The following is a 16,175-nucleotide window of genomic DNA, read 5'->3' on the forward strand; positions in this document are numbered from 1 at the left end:
CCCTCCAATCTTTCATAGCGCTTCTTTGCTATGAATGAACTACTTTACGTTTTTGTAAAATGGGCTCAAACTGAGATACTGGTAATGGTCTAGCAAAATAAAAACCTTGTAACTCGTCGACTTGCTTTGCTTTTAGAAACTCATATTGCTCGATCGTTTCTACACCTTCAGCAACTACCTTCGTCTCGAGATCATGGGATAGTTGAATAATCGACGATACAATGATGTTATTTTGCCCTTTTCCTTCGTTTAAGCCTTGAATATAACTTTTGTCGATTTTCACTTTATCGCGGTCGATTCTTTGAAAATATTGTAACGATGTAAAGCCTACACCAAAGTCATCAATCGTCATCTTCATTCCAAGCTTTTTTAATTCTTTCGCCAATTGGTTCACTAACGTTTCATTCATAAACGATGTCTCTGTCAACTCCATCTCTAACCACTTTCCGTGGACGTTGTGCTTCCTTAATTCCCCTTTAATCGTGCAAATTAAATGTTGTTTATATAAGTGAACCGGAGAAATGTTAAAGGAAACAGGACATAACGGAAACCCGCGCCTAGACCAATCCTGTAATTGCCGACACACCTCAGCAATAACCCAGTTTCCAATATCAATGATGAAATCGCCTTCTTCTGCAATAGGAATAAATTCACTTGGGGGGATGACACCAAGCTCAGGGTGATTCCATCGAATGAGCGCTTCTGCTCCTTGCAATGTTCCTTGTATGTCGACTTTTGGTTGATAGTGAAGTTCGAATTGATTGAACTTAATCGCATGTCGTAAATCTCGTTCAATCGCAATTTGTTTAAAACAAATCGCATCATCTGAATTAGGATAAAAAAAGTACCTATCCTGTCCAGATTCTTTTCCACGATTACATGCCTTACGTGCGCTTTGCAATACCTCGTCACACGTCTCGCCATCTCGCGGATAAAAACTCACACCAATATTACAACTAATTTGAAGCCTGTACCCTTGTACAGTCATTTCTTTCTTTATTTCATTATGTACTCGTTCACATCTATCAACCATTGCTTCATCACTACCATGCTTAACGAGTGCAACCAGCTCATCATCACTAATACGCGCGAGTATGAAGGGCGCTGGAAATCCTTTTTCTAACCGTCTAGCAATCATCTGAATGACTTCATCTTTCAAAGCATAGCCGAAGGATTCTTTCATCTCTTTCATCCGCTGCACTTCTATTAAAAAGAGTGCCATTGGTTGTTGCTGCATTACTTGCTTTTGAAATGTTTCCTCAAGATAGTAGCCGTTCCCTAATTTCGACAGGCGATCATGTCGAATCGAGTGCTCTAATTTCTGCTCATATAATTTACGATCGGTAATATCTAACATAATCCCCATCAAGGATACCAATTCACCATTTTCATCCACTTTTGGTATCGTTTGATCCTTCACCCATCTCACTTTCCCTGTGGAGGTTACGATGCGATATTCATGGTTAATCTCTTGCCCGACATGTAGTGGTGCTTGCATATCAAGCACGCGCTGCCTGTCATCAGGGTAAATGCATTTTTTCCAAAGAAACGGGTCGTTCTGAAATGCTTCTGTTGGCGTTTCATACAGATGCTGTACCCCTTCCGAACAAAAAGTCACTTGATTGTTCAAGTAATCAAATGCCCACACACCAACGTTTAAACTGTTATAAATGTTGGTAATGCGTTCATTCTGTTTATTTAATTCTTTTCTCATTTGATCATATTCCGTAATATCGTAAACAACACCAAACAAACGCACTACTTGACCTTGCTCCTTAATGGCATAAATGTCTGACTCTATGGTCAAGGTGCGCTCATCATTTATACGCTGTATACGGTATTGCACATGTTGAGCTTCTCCCGTACAAAAAGTATGTTCCACCACTTGCTTCATTCGTTCTTGATCATCAGGATGAATGCGATTAAAAAACCAGTCAGATTCCACTTCTGCTGCTTGCTTGTCATTGAACCCATAAAGGTAGTAATGGTAGGCAGAGCTATTCATCTTATCTTTAAGTACATCATAGTCCCAGCTACCTACTTTTGCGATTTGTTGCGAGTAATACAAATGTGTTTTTTCCATCTGTAGTTCTGCTTGTAATTGGTGCACATCCGTCACATCATGTAGCGTCATTATGACCGATTGCACTTCGCCTTGCACCTTTAACGGAACGTGTTTGACGTCTGCTATTGTGCCGTCGTTTATCGTGATGGTCGTGCATGTTAGCTCGCCATGGATCGCATTACGAAAATCCGCCAATAAAGTAGGTTGGTCACGGTATATCTCATCTATTAAATCCTTTTGATTACACATGACTACTTTTCGCTCTCTATTTAAGATGTATGTCGGTATCGTGGAGGCATAGACATACGAAGCAATCCACTCTATTCCACCAGAAACCTTATGATTATCTGCAATATGCTGCCATAAAGTGTCTTCCTGTTCAACAGAAGATCCCTTCCTTCGTTCCATATTCCATCCTCCATTTGCTAACATAATTGAAATTCAAGCGTGAATAGACTGAATGAATCGGTAATATTCTTTTGGCAATTGGATGCGGTTCCATTTCTTTAACTAGAATACCACCTAGCGTTCCTTCCATTCTTTTTACTATCATACTATGAAAAAAACAGCTACACACTATGATTCTTTGAAAATGAGTCGCTTTTTGTCAAATTGCGCAAATATTACTATGCATATAATGGCTAGTAATGCACCGAAACTATCAAGCAACACATCTCCTACATAAGGCGTGCGATTAGGGGTAATCCCTTGATGTAACTCGTCTAAAGTGGCATACACAACCGTAAGCAGAAACGCCAAAGACATTCGACGCAAGACTTTCTGCTGATTCCGTAACGCTATATAAAAGAAGCAACACAACATATAGAAGCTGACGACATGGGCTCCTTTTCGGACAAAGAATTCAACAAACCCTTCTATTCCAAGCTCTGCAACACTTACCACACTTCGATGATACGTAAACTCCACCCATCCTACATAAGGCTCCAGAAAGGATAAATCCACATAAGAACTTAGAAATGGTTTCATATTCTGTTGCTCATATGGGGTAGAAGAAGAATAGAATAAAACCGCCATCCAACTAATTGGTAACAACCAATACATGTATCTTTTCAATTTATGTACCCCTTTATTTATTTTTGGAGTCGATTTCAAAATTCCAACATCCTTATTGAAATCGTAACAAATCTAGGTGAGTAAGAACAGTTGATTTCCAATTCTGGAGGACGCTTGCTGCGGGAGCGGCCCTCTATCCTCTTCGTGTGCTTTGCTACCTGTAGGGTCTCATAGGTGCTGAAGTCGCCACCTTACATTCCAATCAAGCGGCATAAGTTTCTTCTCTTAAAAACATTCGAACAACACTTACCACATTCGTCTGGATATTCTATTAAACGAAACAATGATGAAACTAGTTATTTTGCCATGAAAAAAACACCAATATTATAGCGATAAGCCAATGTTTTTGTTGATTGTAGCTAATAAGCAAAGAAAGCTATCATTACACTTCCTACTTGCCATGTTACCATCCTATAATTTGTTCTACTTGTTGCTGCTCTTCATTGGAAAGCTCCTGCCACGCCGGCACAGTGTCAAAGTGAAACCCTTGTTTAATTTGGAGGGATGGAAGATCTATGTCCGCATGTAAGGAGAGCATGTCTGAAACCGTCATATTGGTTTCGAGCTCGTTGTACAAATTCGTTAAAGCACTAAGCGTAGACAAGGAAGGGGATTGTAACTGCTTCATTACTTCTTCTAGCGATGAAGATTGTAACGATTGTACTAGTGGGTGCTCCCATATACTTTCATCCATGCGAATGTAATAGTCGATTGGATAGTTTATAGTATTCTCTATTGTTTGGACCAAGTCATTCGTAGGAAGGTCTCCATTTATTTTTTCGATATTCGATACGTAAAGGGTACCTGCTGGATGGAACGTGAGCATCGTTACAGAAGGAGTTGAGTCTGAATGCTCTTCAACCATCACCAAGGAAATAGTGTCCGTTGTTTCCTTTTCTTCAGGAGGGGATTCTTTCTGTATATCTGTCCAGAAATTTTCATTTATCGTTATACCGATAATGAAGATTAAGATCGCAATGCTGAATAGGGATTTTTTAATACGTGTTCTCACGTTTTATCGACCTTTCGCACTTTTTATCATCCATTATAAACAGAAATTTAGTAAATTATACTAAAATAAAATTCATTTCACTATTTAAAACGCTATCATTATCGTTTAGAATGAAGATTATATAAATCGACATAAAGGATGTTGGTAGATATGTTTCGTATACTAGGAAAAAAGAACGAGGAAAAGCAATGTTTTTTCCATCAAAATCATGAGACGGGTATCATAAATATACCGAATGATTTAATGAAACAAGCAAGAATGATTGAATTAACACAAGAAGATTTAGCTACCATTAAGTCCCTGCAACCAATTGTGAAAGAGCACATTCAAGAAATTACGGATGGTTTTTATAACAATATAATGGAGCAACCAGAATTAAAAGCAATTGTTAGCGAGCATAGTACGGTGGAACGGTTAAAAAAGACTCTAACTGTTCATATAGAAGAATTATTCCATGGAGTGTTGGACCAAGCTTTTATGGAGAAACGATACCGCATTGCACTCGCCCACGTGAAGGTCGGCTTACTTACGAAATGGTACATTGCCGCCTATCAGAAAATGCTCACCTTATTAGTTGAAGTTTTTCAGAAGCATATCTTCCGTGCCGATGAACTAGCTCGGGCAATCGCAGCTGTAACAAAGCTCATTAATTTTGAACAACAGATTGTACTAGAAGCGTATGAACAAGAGCATGAGCGTATTCGACAGGAGCATGAAAGTCAGCGAGATCAATTGGAGGTTCAATCGGCTTCCATTGCGGAAGAACTTGCTGCGATATCTGAAGAAACAAATGCTTCTATACAGAGTTTAGTTGGACAATCACATAACGTCTTAGAAATGGCTCATACTGGCATGGAGCTATCGAAAAAAACGCAACAAGCATCACAAGAAGGAAAGCAACAATTAGATTTGCAAAATGACAACATGCAAAATATGAAATCTAGCATGACAGAAATAAGTAGCAATGCGAAGAAATTAAATGAAGTGTCCAAGCGTATTACCGAAGTAATTGACATTGTAAAAGGAATTGCAGAGCAAACAAATTTACTTGCATTAAATGCGTCGATTGAATCTGCACGTGCTGGTGAGTTTGGGAAAGGGTTTGCCGTTGTGGCAGAAGAAATCCGCAAGCTATCCGAACAGACGAAGGAGTCTACCGCTACGGTATCACAGCTCATTCAAGAAGTGCACGAGCAAAGTGATCACGTTACTACATCTGTTGAATCTATTGAACAAGTCGTCACATCTGAGCGAACGATATTAGCGAAGACGGATGAATGTTTCGTTAACATATTAGAGGATACAAACGATACGCTGAAGCAAAACCGAGCGATTGATAAGGAAGTGGAGCAATTACTTGAAGTGATTAAAGGCATTGAGCAAGCTTCTAGTGAAATCGCTGCTTCTGCAGAGAAATTAACGTACAACCTCTAAATAAAAATACGTTAATAAGCACACGATTTAAAATCGTGTGCTTATTTATTATACGAATTGATATAAATGACGTGGCCTTCCTTTTTTGCCGTATTCAGACTGGATATTCACTTCCCCCATCTCTACTAAGTAATGCAAGTAGCGATGTACGGTTTGGTAAGAGACAGGTAATTCTTGCTGTAATTCAGTGATGGTTTTGGGTTCTGTTTGCTTGCGTAAATGGGTTGTAATTTGCCTCAATGTATCTTCATTAATTCCTTTTTCAACAAAGGCGCTTAATTGATTGTCCTGCAGCTTAGCCATCTTTATATTCAATCGAATGCGTGAGATTAAATCAGGGGCTTTAAACGATTTATCTGCAAAATCTGTCGCTCCCGCTTCATTGAACTTTATCGCTGTTTCCATCTGACTATCTTCCGCAATCGCGATGATGGGTACATTCGAATCCTTCTTCCGTAACTCTTTCACCGTTCGCAGGCCATCCCATTCTGGCATATGATCATCCACCATGACCAGTTGATGCTTGCCTGGATAAAATGCATCTGTTCCCTCTTTTCCATTCGAATATTCTTCTACATTCCAACCGCCAACTTTGCACGTTTCTCGTATGGTGAAACGAACATCTTTATTATCATCAATAACCAGAATCATGTCTGTACCTCCTTATAACGTGTTACCAATATACTTTAACACATAAAAGCATAAAATGGCTAAAGTTTTTTAAAAAAATTCATTTTCTCTTTAGAGATGATAGTTATTTCGCTTTGTTGTGTATGAAATATGCGATACAATGTCAGTATTGTACTAGAAGCGGTTTATAAGTAAAGGAGTTAAAAACGATGATTGAGATTACGGCATCGGAAATTCTAGAGTTAAGCGGTTGGCTAACGTACAAACGAGGAGCAAGCTATTATGAAAAAGCAGCCGTTAAAAAGCTTGAACAAGTAAATCATGCCCAAACACCTTTTATACAATTTCATGCACAGGTAGCTGGGAACCGTTCAACACCATATCATGTGCACGTACAATTCTTTAAAGGTTCTGGGAGTTATTTGTCATCCAGTTGTAGTTGTCCCGCCTTTGAAGATGGAATGTCTGAATGCAAGCATATTGTCGCTGTATTAATGGAAATAATGGAGCACTATACTTCCAATAGGTCAGTATGGAAAAAACAACAAACCGCGATGAAAGAACGCATTCCTTCCCTCCGAGAAATACAGGAGGCTACCTCTTTCGTCGATCATCTAATTGAAAACGCAACAACGGAAGACGACGTTATGACGCAACATAAAGAGCCATTACAGATGCAATTTGAATTAAAAGGCTTATCAGCAACATTCTCAACTCCCACCCTATCGATAAAGGCAGGGACCTCTCGATTATACGTAGTCAAAGATATAAGTACATTTATAGAAGCTTGGGAGAACGAAGATGAAGTGTATTTCACCAATCATTATACGTATGATCCGAAGCAGCAAATTATGGCAAAGGAAGATGCTGAAGTATTAACTTATTTAGCACCACTTGTTAAAAGCTTACAATTCTTTCGAGATTATCATCATACTCGTGAGAATAACAAAGAGCTTACCATACCCGAACATTTCATGGAAGGGCTGCTCGAACGGCTAGAATTATGTGAAGATGTACGGGTTAGTCAGCATTCTCAATCATATCCTTACTGTGTCAAACACCACACCTTTCCAGAGACATTTGCATTAGCAAAAGAAGGCAATTATTATGCGTTCATGATTAAAGACAACGGTTTTATTAGCAAACAAATTGCAGATACGTCTTATTTCCTTAAGGATAATATACTTTATAAAGTGAATCATTCTATTCGTTCTACTGTTATTCCTATTTATCGTCATTTGTCACAATCATTAAACCACACACAACTTCTCAAGCAGGAACACGTCGAGCAACTAGCGGGGACACTTTTCCCTGTATTAGAAGCGCACGATTTATTAGAGATAGACCCTGCTATTAAGAATGACCTGAAACGAGAAGAGTGTAAACCAATAATGGAGTTAGATAAGCATGATACAGGTTTACGGGCCCTTTTGCTGTTTCAATACGGCGATGAAGTGATGAATCCTTTCCTCGAAACGGGGCGAGATTCCGAGCAAATGATTGCCCGCAATATGCAAAAGGAACGACACGTCATGCGCTTAATTGAACAAGCGAATTTTCATTGGAATGGGGAAGTGCTTTCTTTACAAGGTAGCTATAATCTAGGTATGTTCTTTTATGAAATTCTACCTGAATTAGAAAAGCATGCAACTGTAGTGAAGTCAGCGGAAGTGGTTGACATGTACCATGATCTCCCTCCTGACATGCCGTTCTCCTTTGATATAGATGAAAGCCATGGTTGGTTCGACATTCGCTTTCCGACAGAAGATATTTCCGATGAGGATATTCGAGCTCTGTTTCAATCATTGAAAAGCCGAAACAATTACTATCAACTCCATAATGGTAAGATTGTAGACTTAGAAGCAGAGGCGTGGTCCAACACCCGCTCCTTAATAGAAGAGCTGCAGTTAGACGAGGAATCATTTGAGGATGGAGTTATCCACTTGCCGAAATACCGAGCATTGCAAGTAGACACTTCGCTGGGAGTTCAACAAAGTGAGGCGTTTGGACAACTCGTAGAAGCCATTAAACACCCAGAAACATCACATGAACAACTACCTAGTTCCTTGCAAGCTGACTTACGTGATTATCAACTACGCGGTTTCCAGTGGCTCCGTTCGTTATCACGACACGGCTTTGGCGGCGTGCTAGCAGATGAAATGGGATTAGGTAAAACGTTACAAGGTCTCTCGTATATATTAGCAGGACGACAAGAACGACCTGAAGCAGATCCATTTCTCGTTGTTGCCCCTTCTTCTCTTATTTATAACTGGGAGCAAGAAGCAGCCAAGTTCACGCCTAGCCTACATGTACGAGTGATAGCAGGTGCCAAGGAAGAACGACGCGAGCAATTAGCAAACTTAGAAGGCGTAGACTTAATTATTACTTCTTATCCTATATTACGACGAGATATTGACTTATATCAGCCGTACTTTTTCCAAGGTGTGTTATTAGATGAAGCTCAATCGTTCAAAAACTACACATCTCTTACGTACAAAGCCGTTCGTTCTATACGTGCTGAAACGGCATTCGCCTTGACAGGGACACCTGTGGAAAATCGTGCAGAAGAGTTATGGACGCTATTCTCCGTTGTAATGCCAGGATTATTATACGATCGCAAAACATTTAAACAGGTGCCACAATCCATGATTAAGAAGAAAATATCACCATTTGTTTTACGTCGCACAAAACGAGAAGTATTAACTGAGCTACCAGACAAAATTCAGACAACGCGCTACACAGAATTATCGAAAGAACAGCGCCAATTGTACGTCGGCTATTTACAGGAGATCCAACAACAAACGAAAACGCAGCTAGAAACTGGTGGATTACAACAAAACCGCATGCAAATATTAAGCAACTTAACCCGTTTACGCCAGCTTTGCTGTCATCCATCCCTATTCGTAGAAAATTACCAAGGAGAATCAGGGAAGCTCGAAGAATTACGAACATTTATACAAGAAGCACATGAAAACGGTCAACGTCTATTGATTTTCTCTCAGTTCACTTCCATGCTTCAATTAATCGCCGACATGGTTGAAAAAGAAGGACTGTCGTATTATTACTTAGACGGCTCCACCCCTTCCCAAGAACGTCTCGCTATGTCGAATCAATTTAACGATGGCGAAAAGGACCTCTTCCTGATCTCCTTAAAAGCAGGAGGAACAGGATTAAACTTAGTTGGAGCTGACACCGTGGTATTATACGACTTATGGTGGAACCCGGCTGTCGAACAGCAAGCAGCAGACCGCGCCCACCGCATCGGCCAGAAGAGCACCGTACAAGTTGTCAAAATGATCGCCCAAGGCACGATTGAAGAGAAAATACAAGCACTGCAAGAAAAGAAACAAGACTTGTTCGACACACTCATTCAATCAGGAGAAGGAAACCTATCCGCCTTAACAGAAGAGGACATTCGAGAAATATTAAGTATATAAAAGAAATCCACTTGGTTTTATGTCAAGTGGATTTTTTATTTAGAAAAATAAGATAATAAGTTTTGATTATTCCGAATACATTGTATAATTTCCTACTATACCATGAGAAGGGAGAAAAAACTTTGAAAGCATTAGAGAAAATCAGCCAGTTTATGGGGAATACGTTTGCCATTTGGGTTATTGCCTTTGCAATTATCGCTTATTTGTTCCCGATTGGATTTACATGGATTGTTCCCTATATCGTGCCACTGCTCGGATTCATTATGTTTGGCATGGGACTATCATTAGCTAAAGAAGATTTTCAAGAAGTGGCTCGCCGCCCAAAAGATATCGCAGTTGGCGTTGGTGCCCAATTTCTCATTATGCCCCTTGTAGCATTTGGCTTAGCAACTTTACTACCGCTATCCGATGAAGTAGCTGCGGGAGTCGTACTCGTTGGATGCTGCCCTGGCGGAACATCCTCCAACGTTATGACGTATTTATCTAAAGGCGACACCGCGCTCTCTGTCGCCATTACAGCCGTCTCCACTTTACTAGCGCCTATTGTCACACCAATTCTCGTCTTCATATTAGCGAGCCAATGGATGCCTGTTTCCGCAAGCAGTTTATTTTTATCCATTGTAAAAATCGTTCTTATCCCTATCGTGCTAGGATTTTTGTTGAAATCATGGCTTGGATCCAAAGTGGAAGCAGGGGTAAAGGCATTACCACTCGTATCCGTCATCTCTATCGTTGCCATTGTCACTGCAGTCGTAAGTATTAATCAAGAACAAATAGCAAAAACAGGCGCTCTTATTTTTGCCATTGTTATGATACATAACATATTAGGCTATGCAATTGGTTACGGATTCGGCAAGTTGTTCGGCATGGACACTACCAAACGGCGAGCAGTTTCCATTGAAGTTGGCATGCAAAATTCCGGGCTCGGATCCACATTGGCGATCGCACATTTGAGTCCGTTAGCTGCCGTACCTAGTGCAATCTTCAGCGTATGGCACAACATTTCAGGACCTATCATTGCAAGTATGTTTCGAAAACAGAAAAAAACCAATCATGCTTCCTCATAAAACGACGAGCACATTTCGTCGTTTTATTTTTTCTTATTGTATTGTTCGTGCCATTGCTGAAATAGACGATAATCCTCTTCTACATGTCTTTGATAAAAGGTCGACCAAACTTGCAGCTCCTTGACAAAACCGTCCTTATCGTCACCTATCGCTTTTAAGATTTCTTCTTCACTATGGTATTCCAGAAGTCCATTATCTATATCTTCATCTGCTCGAGCATGAATTTTGGCTGTGATTTTGCCCATAATTTTCACCGTTTTATCCATATCATCATAATCTTGCAAATGACTCTCCTTTAAATCCTTATCATAAGCCGAGCGCTCTCTCACATAGAAGTCTCGCCCATTCATCGTGAAATACCCTAAATAAGGATCTGCCATATGGTGCATCGCCTTTTGCGTATCCATTACACGCTCCCCTTGATGCTGGTGCAACGTTTCTTCATAAGGAAAAAAATAAGCAGGGATAGGGGTCCGTGCTTCCTTCGCTTCTAAAATAATATCATCAAAGTGAGCATCGTCATGCGTCCCTTCAATTAAAATGTAAAAACGCTTTAAGCCGGTAGAACCAATACCTGTGCCTATCTTCTTCACAATATCTTTAATTTCATAATGCTCTTCGTCGTGAAAATGCTTAGCAGGTATACTTTCTAAATACTGTCCCCAAGCTCGTTTGATTGCTTTAAACTCATTGTTAGAAACAGAGGAAAGCTTGATCTTCTCCCGATTAAACACTCGCTCCCCTTCATCATTAATCATCGTTTGCTTTTCTAATTCATGCGTAGCCTTGCGCTCTTCTAACTTTTTCAGCGCCTTCTTAATCGCACTTTTTGTATGTTCAACCGTAAAACGAGTCGTCACGGGATTTTCCTTACGCTCAGCGAACTTCTTAAGCTGCTTACAATACGCCTTCGCATATCTCGCTACAAAATCATCCTGATTCGATTCACTAAACCCGAGTTGATTTGCAAACAAGCGAATACTTACGACCATACGAAGCACATCATACAAATAAGAACCAAGATATCCCTCATCAAAATCATCTACATCAAACACAATTTCCCCTTGCTCATTCTGAAACGCGCTGAAATTGTTAAAATGCAAATCACCCATAATCCAGGTTGGTTTATCATTGGGAGTATGATAAGAAAAAGGAATATTCGATACATCATAATAAAATAAATACGCACTACCACGGAAAAAGCTAAACGCATCCGCCACCATCTTCTCATACTTCAAACGCCTCGCCGACTGACTTAACTCCATAATTTCCCCATCAAACTGCTCTAAAATGGTCTTTAACCGTTGCTCTCGTAACAAACTTTTCGTATGCATAATCCGGCTCTTGCTCATTTAAATCACCCTCCTCTCTTTATTTTGAAGGGACGGACAAGCATAGTAAAGAGAAATGAAACGAAGTAGAGCGATTTTTGTCGAAAGGAATCTACATTCGTTTCACCTCTGTGACCAGTTCGGCGTTTATGTATGTTTAGTTTCACATGGTAATGAGGTAAGCGTTTCTGCAATGCTTCTTCTTTCCATCAATCAAGCGGAACCCCCTCCGTTATTTACATAAATAGGAATATCCTCCTTCTAAACTATCTTATCCATTTGGCTATCTTACAGAAATATAGTAAACTGTACATTGCTGAATTAGATTCGAGAAGGGTTGATAGTATGGTAGAACCAGGTAGAAATGAACCGTGTCCTTGTGGCAGCGGGAAAAAATATAAGAAATGTTGCAAAAATGTAAAAGTTACTTCTTTTCCTAAGGAGCTTGTAGATGAGGAGCTACATTATTTACTAAATCAATTAAACGAGTTCACACATAGACATTATGGATTCCATATTCCGAGAGTTCCAGTGAAAACAGATCAGAAGTTATACAATCTAATGTCTGTACTGCATACTTCCTTGTTCAGTCCATTACAAGATGGTACACGCATAGTCGATACTTTCATTAAGCAACGGATTAATGACGTGAAACGACCGGCTACGAAAGAGTCGTTCCAACAGTGGACAGATGTACAAATTGGTATTTTTCACGTTGAAGAAAAAATGGATTCCGTTACGCTGAAGATGAAGAACTTATTCACGGATGCTACGACGACTATTTATATGGAAAACAGCCAAGATACTCCTTATTTTGTCGGGATTGTTGGAGCGTGGGGACAGCATCATCGTTTCTTACCATTCTCTTTTCCTATGACTGAAAGTACGTTTAAACGATATAAGGATCCATTGGACCAAGAATATGCCGTAAATTCAAATGGTCGTTCTCTACATCAATATTTCCAAGACACCTTCTTGCATCAGTTATTGCGTATTGCTGATATCATGAAGCATCCAATCAAAGAGGATTTCATGGATAAGTGGGAAGGAAAGCCTGAGCAGCATGAGGTAATGGAGCTGTTTGAGCAACAAGTGGATATGGAAATCTTTTCACAAGAAGAGGTCGATCATATTAAGCAATTCTGGATGGTGTATTGTGATAATCAACAACCGAATATTCGTAAACCAGAAGTATTTGCGGCAACGTTAGAGTACTTCTTTGGAACCGATCCCTTATTCGGAGAACCTCGTAACGTCACACAAAAAGGACTAGGAGCGAAATACGGAGTCAGTGCAAACACGATTTCGAAACGTTCTAGTAATATGTCCACTATTTTTCATGACATGTTCCAAAAAGGGAGAGCACAGTAACCAGAAAGTAGCACCGACTGTTTAGTAGTTGGTGCTACTTTTGTATATTACGCTCGTCTTCCTATTCTTTTAATAAATTATAGACAATCCCTAGTAATCCTAGCAAACTTATTCCCGCCGTGATCACTCCACCTGTGTAGGCAACCCATCCGGACATGAAAATGAGAAATACGATTCCGATCAGGCTCACAATTAGCGCCACCCAATAAAATAGTTTCATCAAAATGGACGACTGACAATATTTCGTCAATGCCAGTGTACATATAAAAAAGATGATATTTAACAACATAACCATACCATTCACCCCTATATTTACATACATTACCACATAAACGTGTAGGCCATTTAAATGTACTGTAAAAGTTTCTTTATTTTTAAAATGGATTAAGAATGTAGCAATAAATCCGATATTAGTGATAAAGGATTGCTACGCATATTGTACCGAAAGATGGCGGAAATGAACATACATATGTAGCAGTAATTTCAAGTAGGGAGGATCCTGTTACAGTGAAGATAAAAGCTTTTTTGAATAAATCATTGCAAAGACAAATTTTAATACCTTTTTTAACCCTTATTATCGTCAGCGGCCTAGCTATGGGTGCTGTTAGTTTTACCTTTAGCGTTTCTCGAACAACAGATGAGCTTTCGCAAAGTGTAAATCAACAAATAATTGGATTAGACGGCTCACTTGATGACTTTTACCAAATTCAAGAAAATATACTAAGAAGTTTCGCTGATAATCCAAAGATACAAAACTATAACGATTTTAAAATGGATACTCTTCAGCTATTTTCTAATACGGAACGAATGAGTGAAGCAATTACTTCTGTATATTTCGCAGCGGAAAAGAATGGCGAAATGATTCACTCTTCAAACGTATCATTGCCTAAAGGTTACAAACCGCAAGAAAGACCTTGGTATACAGAGGCAATCGAGAATGAAGGGAAAGTTATTTGGACAGACCCATTTATCGACCAGGCTACAGATCAACTCATCATTAGCACCGCTACAACCGTCAAGAAGGGGAATGATGTGCAAGGAGTTGTATCATTAAATATTACGCTAGATTCCTTCATTCAATTAATTGATGATGTCCAAATAGGTGAGGATGGGTATGCAGCATTACTTGACTCAAAGGGAATGGTACTTGCTCATCCGAATGAGGAATACGTCAATACCGATTATTCCGGTTCAAGCGCATATAAGCAAATTCAAGCCAATGAAAGTCGTAATGATATTATTCATTACACCGACCAAGGCGATGAGAAAATTATGTCCTATGTCACGAATGATCGAACGAATATTATTTTAGTAGGTACGCTTTACAAATCAGAGTTGATTCAGCAAGCCACGCCGATTCTGATTCCCATTGCGATTAGCTTAGTTATTGTCATTGTTTTGTCCATCATCGTTTCCATTATGACGACACGTCGATTGACGAAACCTATCCATCAATTGCAAGCCAACATGGAAGAAGTGAATCAAGGAGATCTCCGCGTCTCCTTGGTTCAAGACGGACAAAATGAAATCGCACAATTATCTAGCCGTGTTCAAGATATGAAAGAAGGCTTGCGATCCATTATTGAAGATGTCACAAAAACGTCTCACATTTTATCTAGTCAAGGTGAGGAACTTTCCCTTTCCGCACAAGAGGTGAAAAGTGGAAGTGAACAAATCGCCTCGACAATGCAAGAGCTATCCTCAGGAGCAGAAACACAGGCACACAGTTCAAGCCATTTGACCGAGCTAATGGACGAATTCGGCAAACATATCCGCTCTGCCGATGAAAAAGGATCTCATATTTCAAGTTCATCCAAAGAAGTGCTTGCGATGACTAAAGAAGGTAGCATATTAATGAACCAATCCGTTGATCAAATGATGACTATTGACTTGATTGTGAAAGAAGCAGTAGATAAAGTAAAAGGCTTAGACCAGCACTCCCGAAAAATTAATAAACTCGTGGATGTCATCAGCGATATAGCCGAACAAACCAACCTTCTTTCATTGAACGCAGCCATTGAAGCAGCAAGAGCAGGGGAGCACGGTAAAGGATTCGCAGTTGTTGCCGATGAAGTCCGCAAACTAGCTGAGCAAGTATCTGCCTCTGTTGGAGATATTACAAGCATTGTGCAGAACATCCAAAATGAATCGAATTTAGTAGCCAGCTCCCTAGAGATCGGATACGAAGAAGTGGACAACGGCTCCAAACAAATTAAGAAAACAGGGGAAACATTTCAAGTCATCGAGCAATCCATTTCAGATATGGTTGAAAATATCCAACACATTTCAACCAACTTAAAAGAAATAACAGAAAACAGCCAACAAATGAATGAATCCATTGAAGAAATTGCTTCCGTAGCAGAAGAGTCCGCGGCCGGAGTAGAACAAACCGCCGCATCGGCTCAACAATCAAGCAGCTCGATGGAGGAAATCTCATCAAGTATTCACAACTTAGCAAACATAGCCCAAAAACTAACCGAACAAGTAGAAAAATACCGAGTATAATCCATCACAAAGCCCCAGATACGTCTGGGGCTTTATTCATTCTATTAGCCGCAAATGCTCCTTCAATCGCTCAATCACCTCTAGCGCCGAAGCAGATTCCCCCCGTTCCACCTCTCCTATAATATACTCTAGTATATCCCGAATATCATGCTCCTCCACGTCCATCCCCTCCCCCTCATACTATGTATATTCCCCCATTAAGATAAGCGTGCACTTGGTCAGATGGCGATCATGAAACGTGAAAAAGGC

The 16,175-nt window shown here is 39.8% G+C and carries 12 protein-coding genes; 5 read left to right on the forward strand and 7 right to left on the reverse strand.

All coding sequences use genetic code 11. From position 1 onward, the window contains the following. Positions 1-28 precede the first annotated feature (28 nt). The 3 genes from N784_RS09895 to N784_RS09905 form a co-directional block, all read right to left on the reverse strand. Complete coding sequence (locus tag N784_RS09895) at positions 29-2,473, reverse strand: GGDEF domain-containing phosphodiesterase (RefSeq protein ID WP_036834561.1); 2,445 nt, start codon at positions 2,471-2,473, stop codon at positions 29-31. Between the two features lie 168 nt (positions 2,474-2,641). Beyond that, positions 2,642-3,139 (reverse strand): VanZ family protein, encoded by a 498-nt coding sequence (locus tag N784_RS09900; RefSeq protein ID WP_052127245.1) that lies wholly within the window; start codon positions 3,137-3,139, stop codon positions 2,642-2,644. Between the two features lie 403 nt (positions 3,140-3,542). Further along, positions 3,543-4,151, reverse strand: coding sequence for an LCP family protein (locus N784_RS09905; protein ID WP_036834563.1), 609 nt, complete (start codon positions 4,149-4,151; stop codon positions 3,543-3,545). Between the two features lie 150 nt (positions 4,152-4,301). On the opposite strand from N784_RS09905, the gene N784_RS09910 reads away from it, so the two are divergent. After that, a complete protein-coding gene (locus tag N784_RS09910) occupies positions 4,302-5,585 on the forward strand; it encodes a globin-coupled sensor protein (protein WP_052127246.1) in 1,284 nt (427 codons plus the stop codon). A gap of 48 nt (positions 5,586-5,633) precedes the next feature. Here N784_RS09910 and N784_RS09915 read toward each other — a convergent pair whose 3' ends face one another. Beyond that, complete coding sequence (locus N784_RS09915; protein WP_036834568.1) at positions 5,634-6,236, reverse strand: response regulator; 603 nt, start codon at positions 6,234-6,236, stop codon at positions 5,634-5,636. Positions 6,237-6,424: 188 nt separating this feature from the next. On the opposite strand from N784_RS09915, the gene N784_RS09920 reads away from it, so the two are divergent. After that, the gene (locus tag N784_RS09920; protein WP_036834569.1) at positions 6,425-9,652 is read left to right on the forward strand and encodes a DEAD/DEAH box helicase; all 3,228 of its coding nucleotides are present in this window, start codon (positions 6,425-6,427) and stop codon (positions 9,650-9,652) included. Positions 9,653-9,774: 122 nt separating this feature from the next. After that, positions 9,775-10,719, forward strand: coding sequence for a bile acid:sodium symporter family protein (locus N784_RS09925; protein ID WP_036834573.1), 945 nt, complete (start codon positions 9,775-9,777; stop codon positions 10,717-10,719). Positions 10,720-10,742: 23 nt separating this feature from the next. Here N784_RS09925 and N784_RS09930 read toward each other — a convergent pair whose 3' ends face one another. Continuing rightward, entirely contained in the window at positions 10,743-12,071 is a 1,329-nt protein-coding gene (locus N784_RS09930) for a DUF2252 domain-containing protein (RefSeq protein ID WP_036834577.1), read from the reverse strand. A 324-nt stretch (positions 12,072-12,395) separates the two neighbouring features. Between N784_RS09930 and N784_RS09935 the strand changes: the two genes are divergently transcribed. Further along, a complete protein-coding gene (locus N784_RS09935) occupies positions 12,396-13,421 on the forward strand; it encodes a YecA family protein (protein WP_036834578.1) in 1,026 nt (341 codons plus the stop codon). Between the two features lie 61 nt (positions 13,422-13,482). On the opposite strand, the gene N784_RS09940 is transcribed toward N784_RS09935, so the two are convergent. Continuing rightward, the gene (locus N784_RS09940; RefSeq protein ID WP_036834579.1) at positions 13,483-13,716 is read right to left on the reverse strand and encodes a hypothetical protein; all 234 of its coding nucleotides are present in this window, start codon (positions 13,714-13,716) and stop codon (positions 13,483-13,485) included. A gap of 212 nt (positions 13,717-13,928) precedes the next feature. Here N784_RS09940 and N784_RS16930 point away from each other — a divergent pair, with 212 nt between their 5' ends. Further along, complete coding sequence (locus tag N784_RS16930; protein ID WP_084600223.1) at positions 13,929-15,926, forward strand: methyl-accepting chemotaxis protein; 1,998 nt, start codon at positions 13,929-13,931, stop codon at positions 15,924-15,926. Positions 15,927-15,962: 36 nt separating this feature from the next. Here N784_RS16930 and N784_RS17090 read toward each other — a convergent pair whose 3' ends face one another. Then, complete coding sequence (locus N784_RS17090) at positions 15,963-16,085, reverse strand: hypothetical protein (protein ID WP_269745332.1); 123 nt, start codon at positions 16,083-16,085, stop codon at positions 15,963-15,965. Positions 16,086-16,175: the final 90 nt, after the last annotated feature.

The sequence above is a fragment of the Pontibacillus litoralis JSM 072002 genome (genome assembly GCF_000775615.1).
In the GTDB taxonomy this organism is placed as follows: domain Bacteria; phylum Bacillota; class Bacilli; order Bacillales; family BH030062; genus Pontibacillus; species Pontibacillus litoralis.

What these genes read in the sequence shown, in the direction of transcription:
- N784_RS09895 (WP_036834561.1), bottom strand. Translation starts at nt 2,473, where the DNA reads ATGGAACGAAGGAAGGGATCTTCTGTTGAACAGGAAGACACTTTATGG.
- N784_RS09910 (WP_052127246.1), top strand. Translation starts at nt 4,302, where the DNA reads ATGTTTCGTATACTAGGAAAAAAGAACGAGGAAAAGCAATGTTTTTTC.
- N784_RS09915 (WP_036834568.1), bottom strand. Translation starts at nt 6,236, where the DNA reads ATGATTCTGGTTATTGATGATAATAAAGATGTTCGTTTCACCATACGA.
- N784_RS09920 (WP_036834569.1), top strand. Translation starts at nt 6,425, where the DNA reads ATGATTGAGATTACGGCATCGGAAATTCTAGAGTTAAGCGGTTGGCTA.
- N784_RS09930 (WP_036834577.1), bottom strand. Translation starts at nt 12,071, where the DNA reads ATGAGCAAGAGCCGGATTATGCATACGAAAAGTTTGTTACGAGAGCAA.
- N784_RS09935 (WP_036834578.1), top strand. Translation starts at nt 12,396, where the DNA reads ATGGTAGAACCAGGTAGAAATGAACCGTGTCCTTGTGGCAGCGGGAAA.
- N784_RS09940 (WP_036834579.1), bottom strand. Translation starts at nt 13,716, where the DNA reads ATGGTTATGTTGTTAAATATCATCTTTTTTATATGTACACTGGCATTG.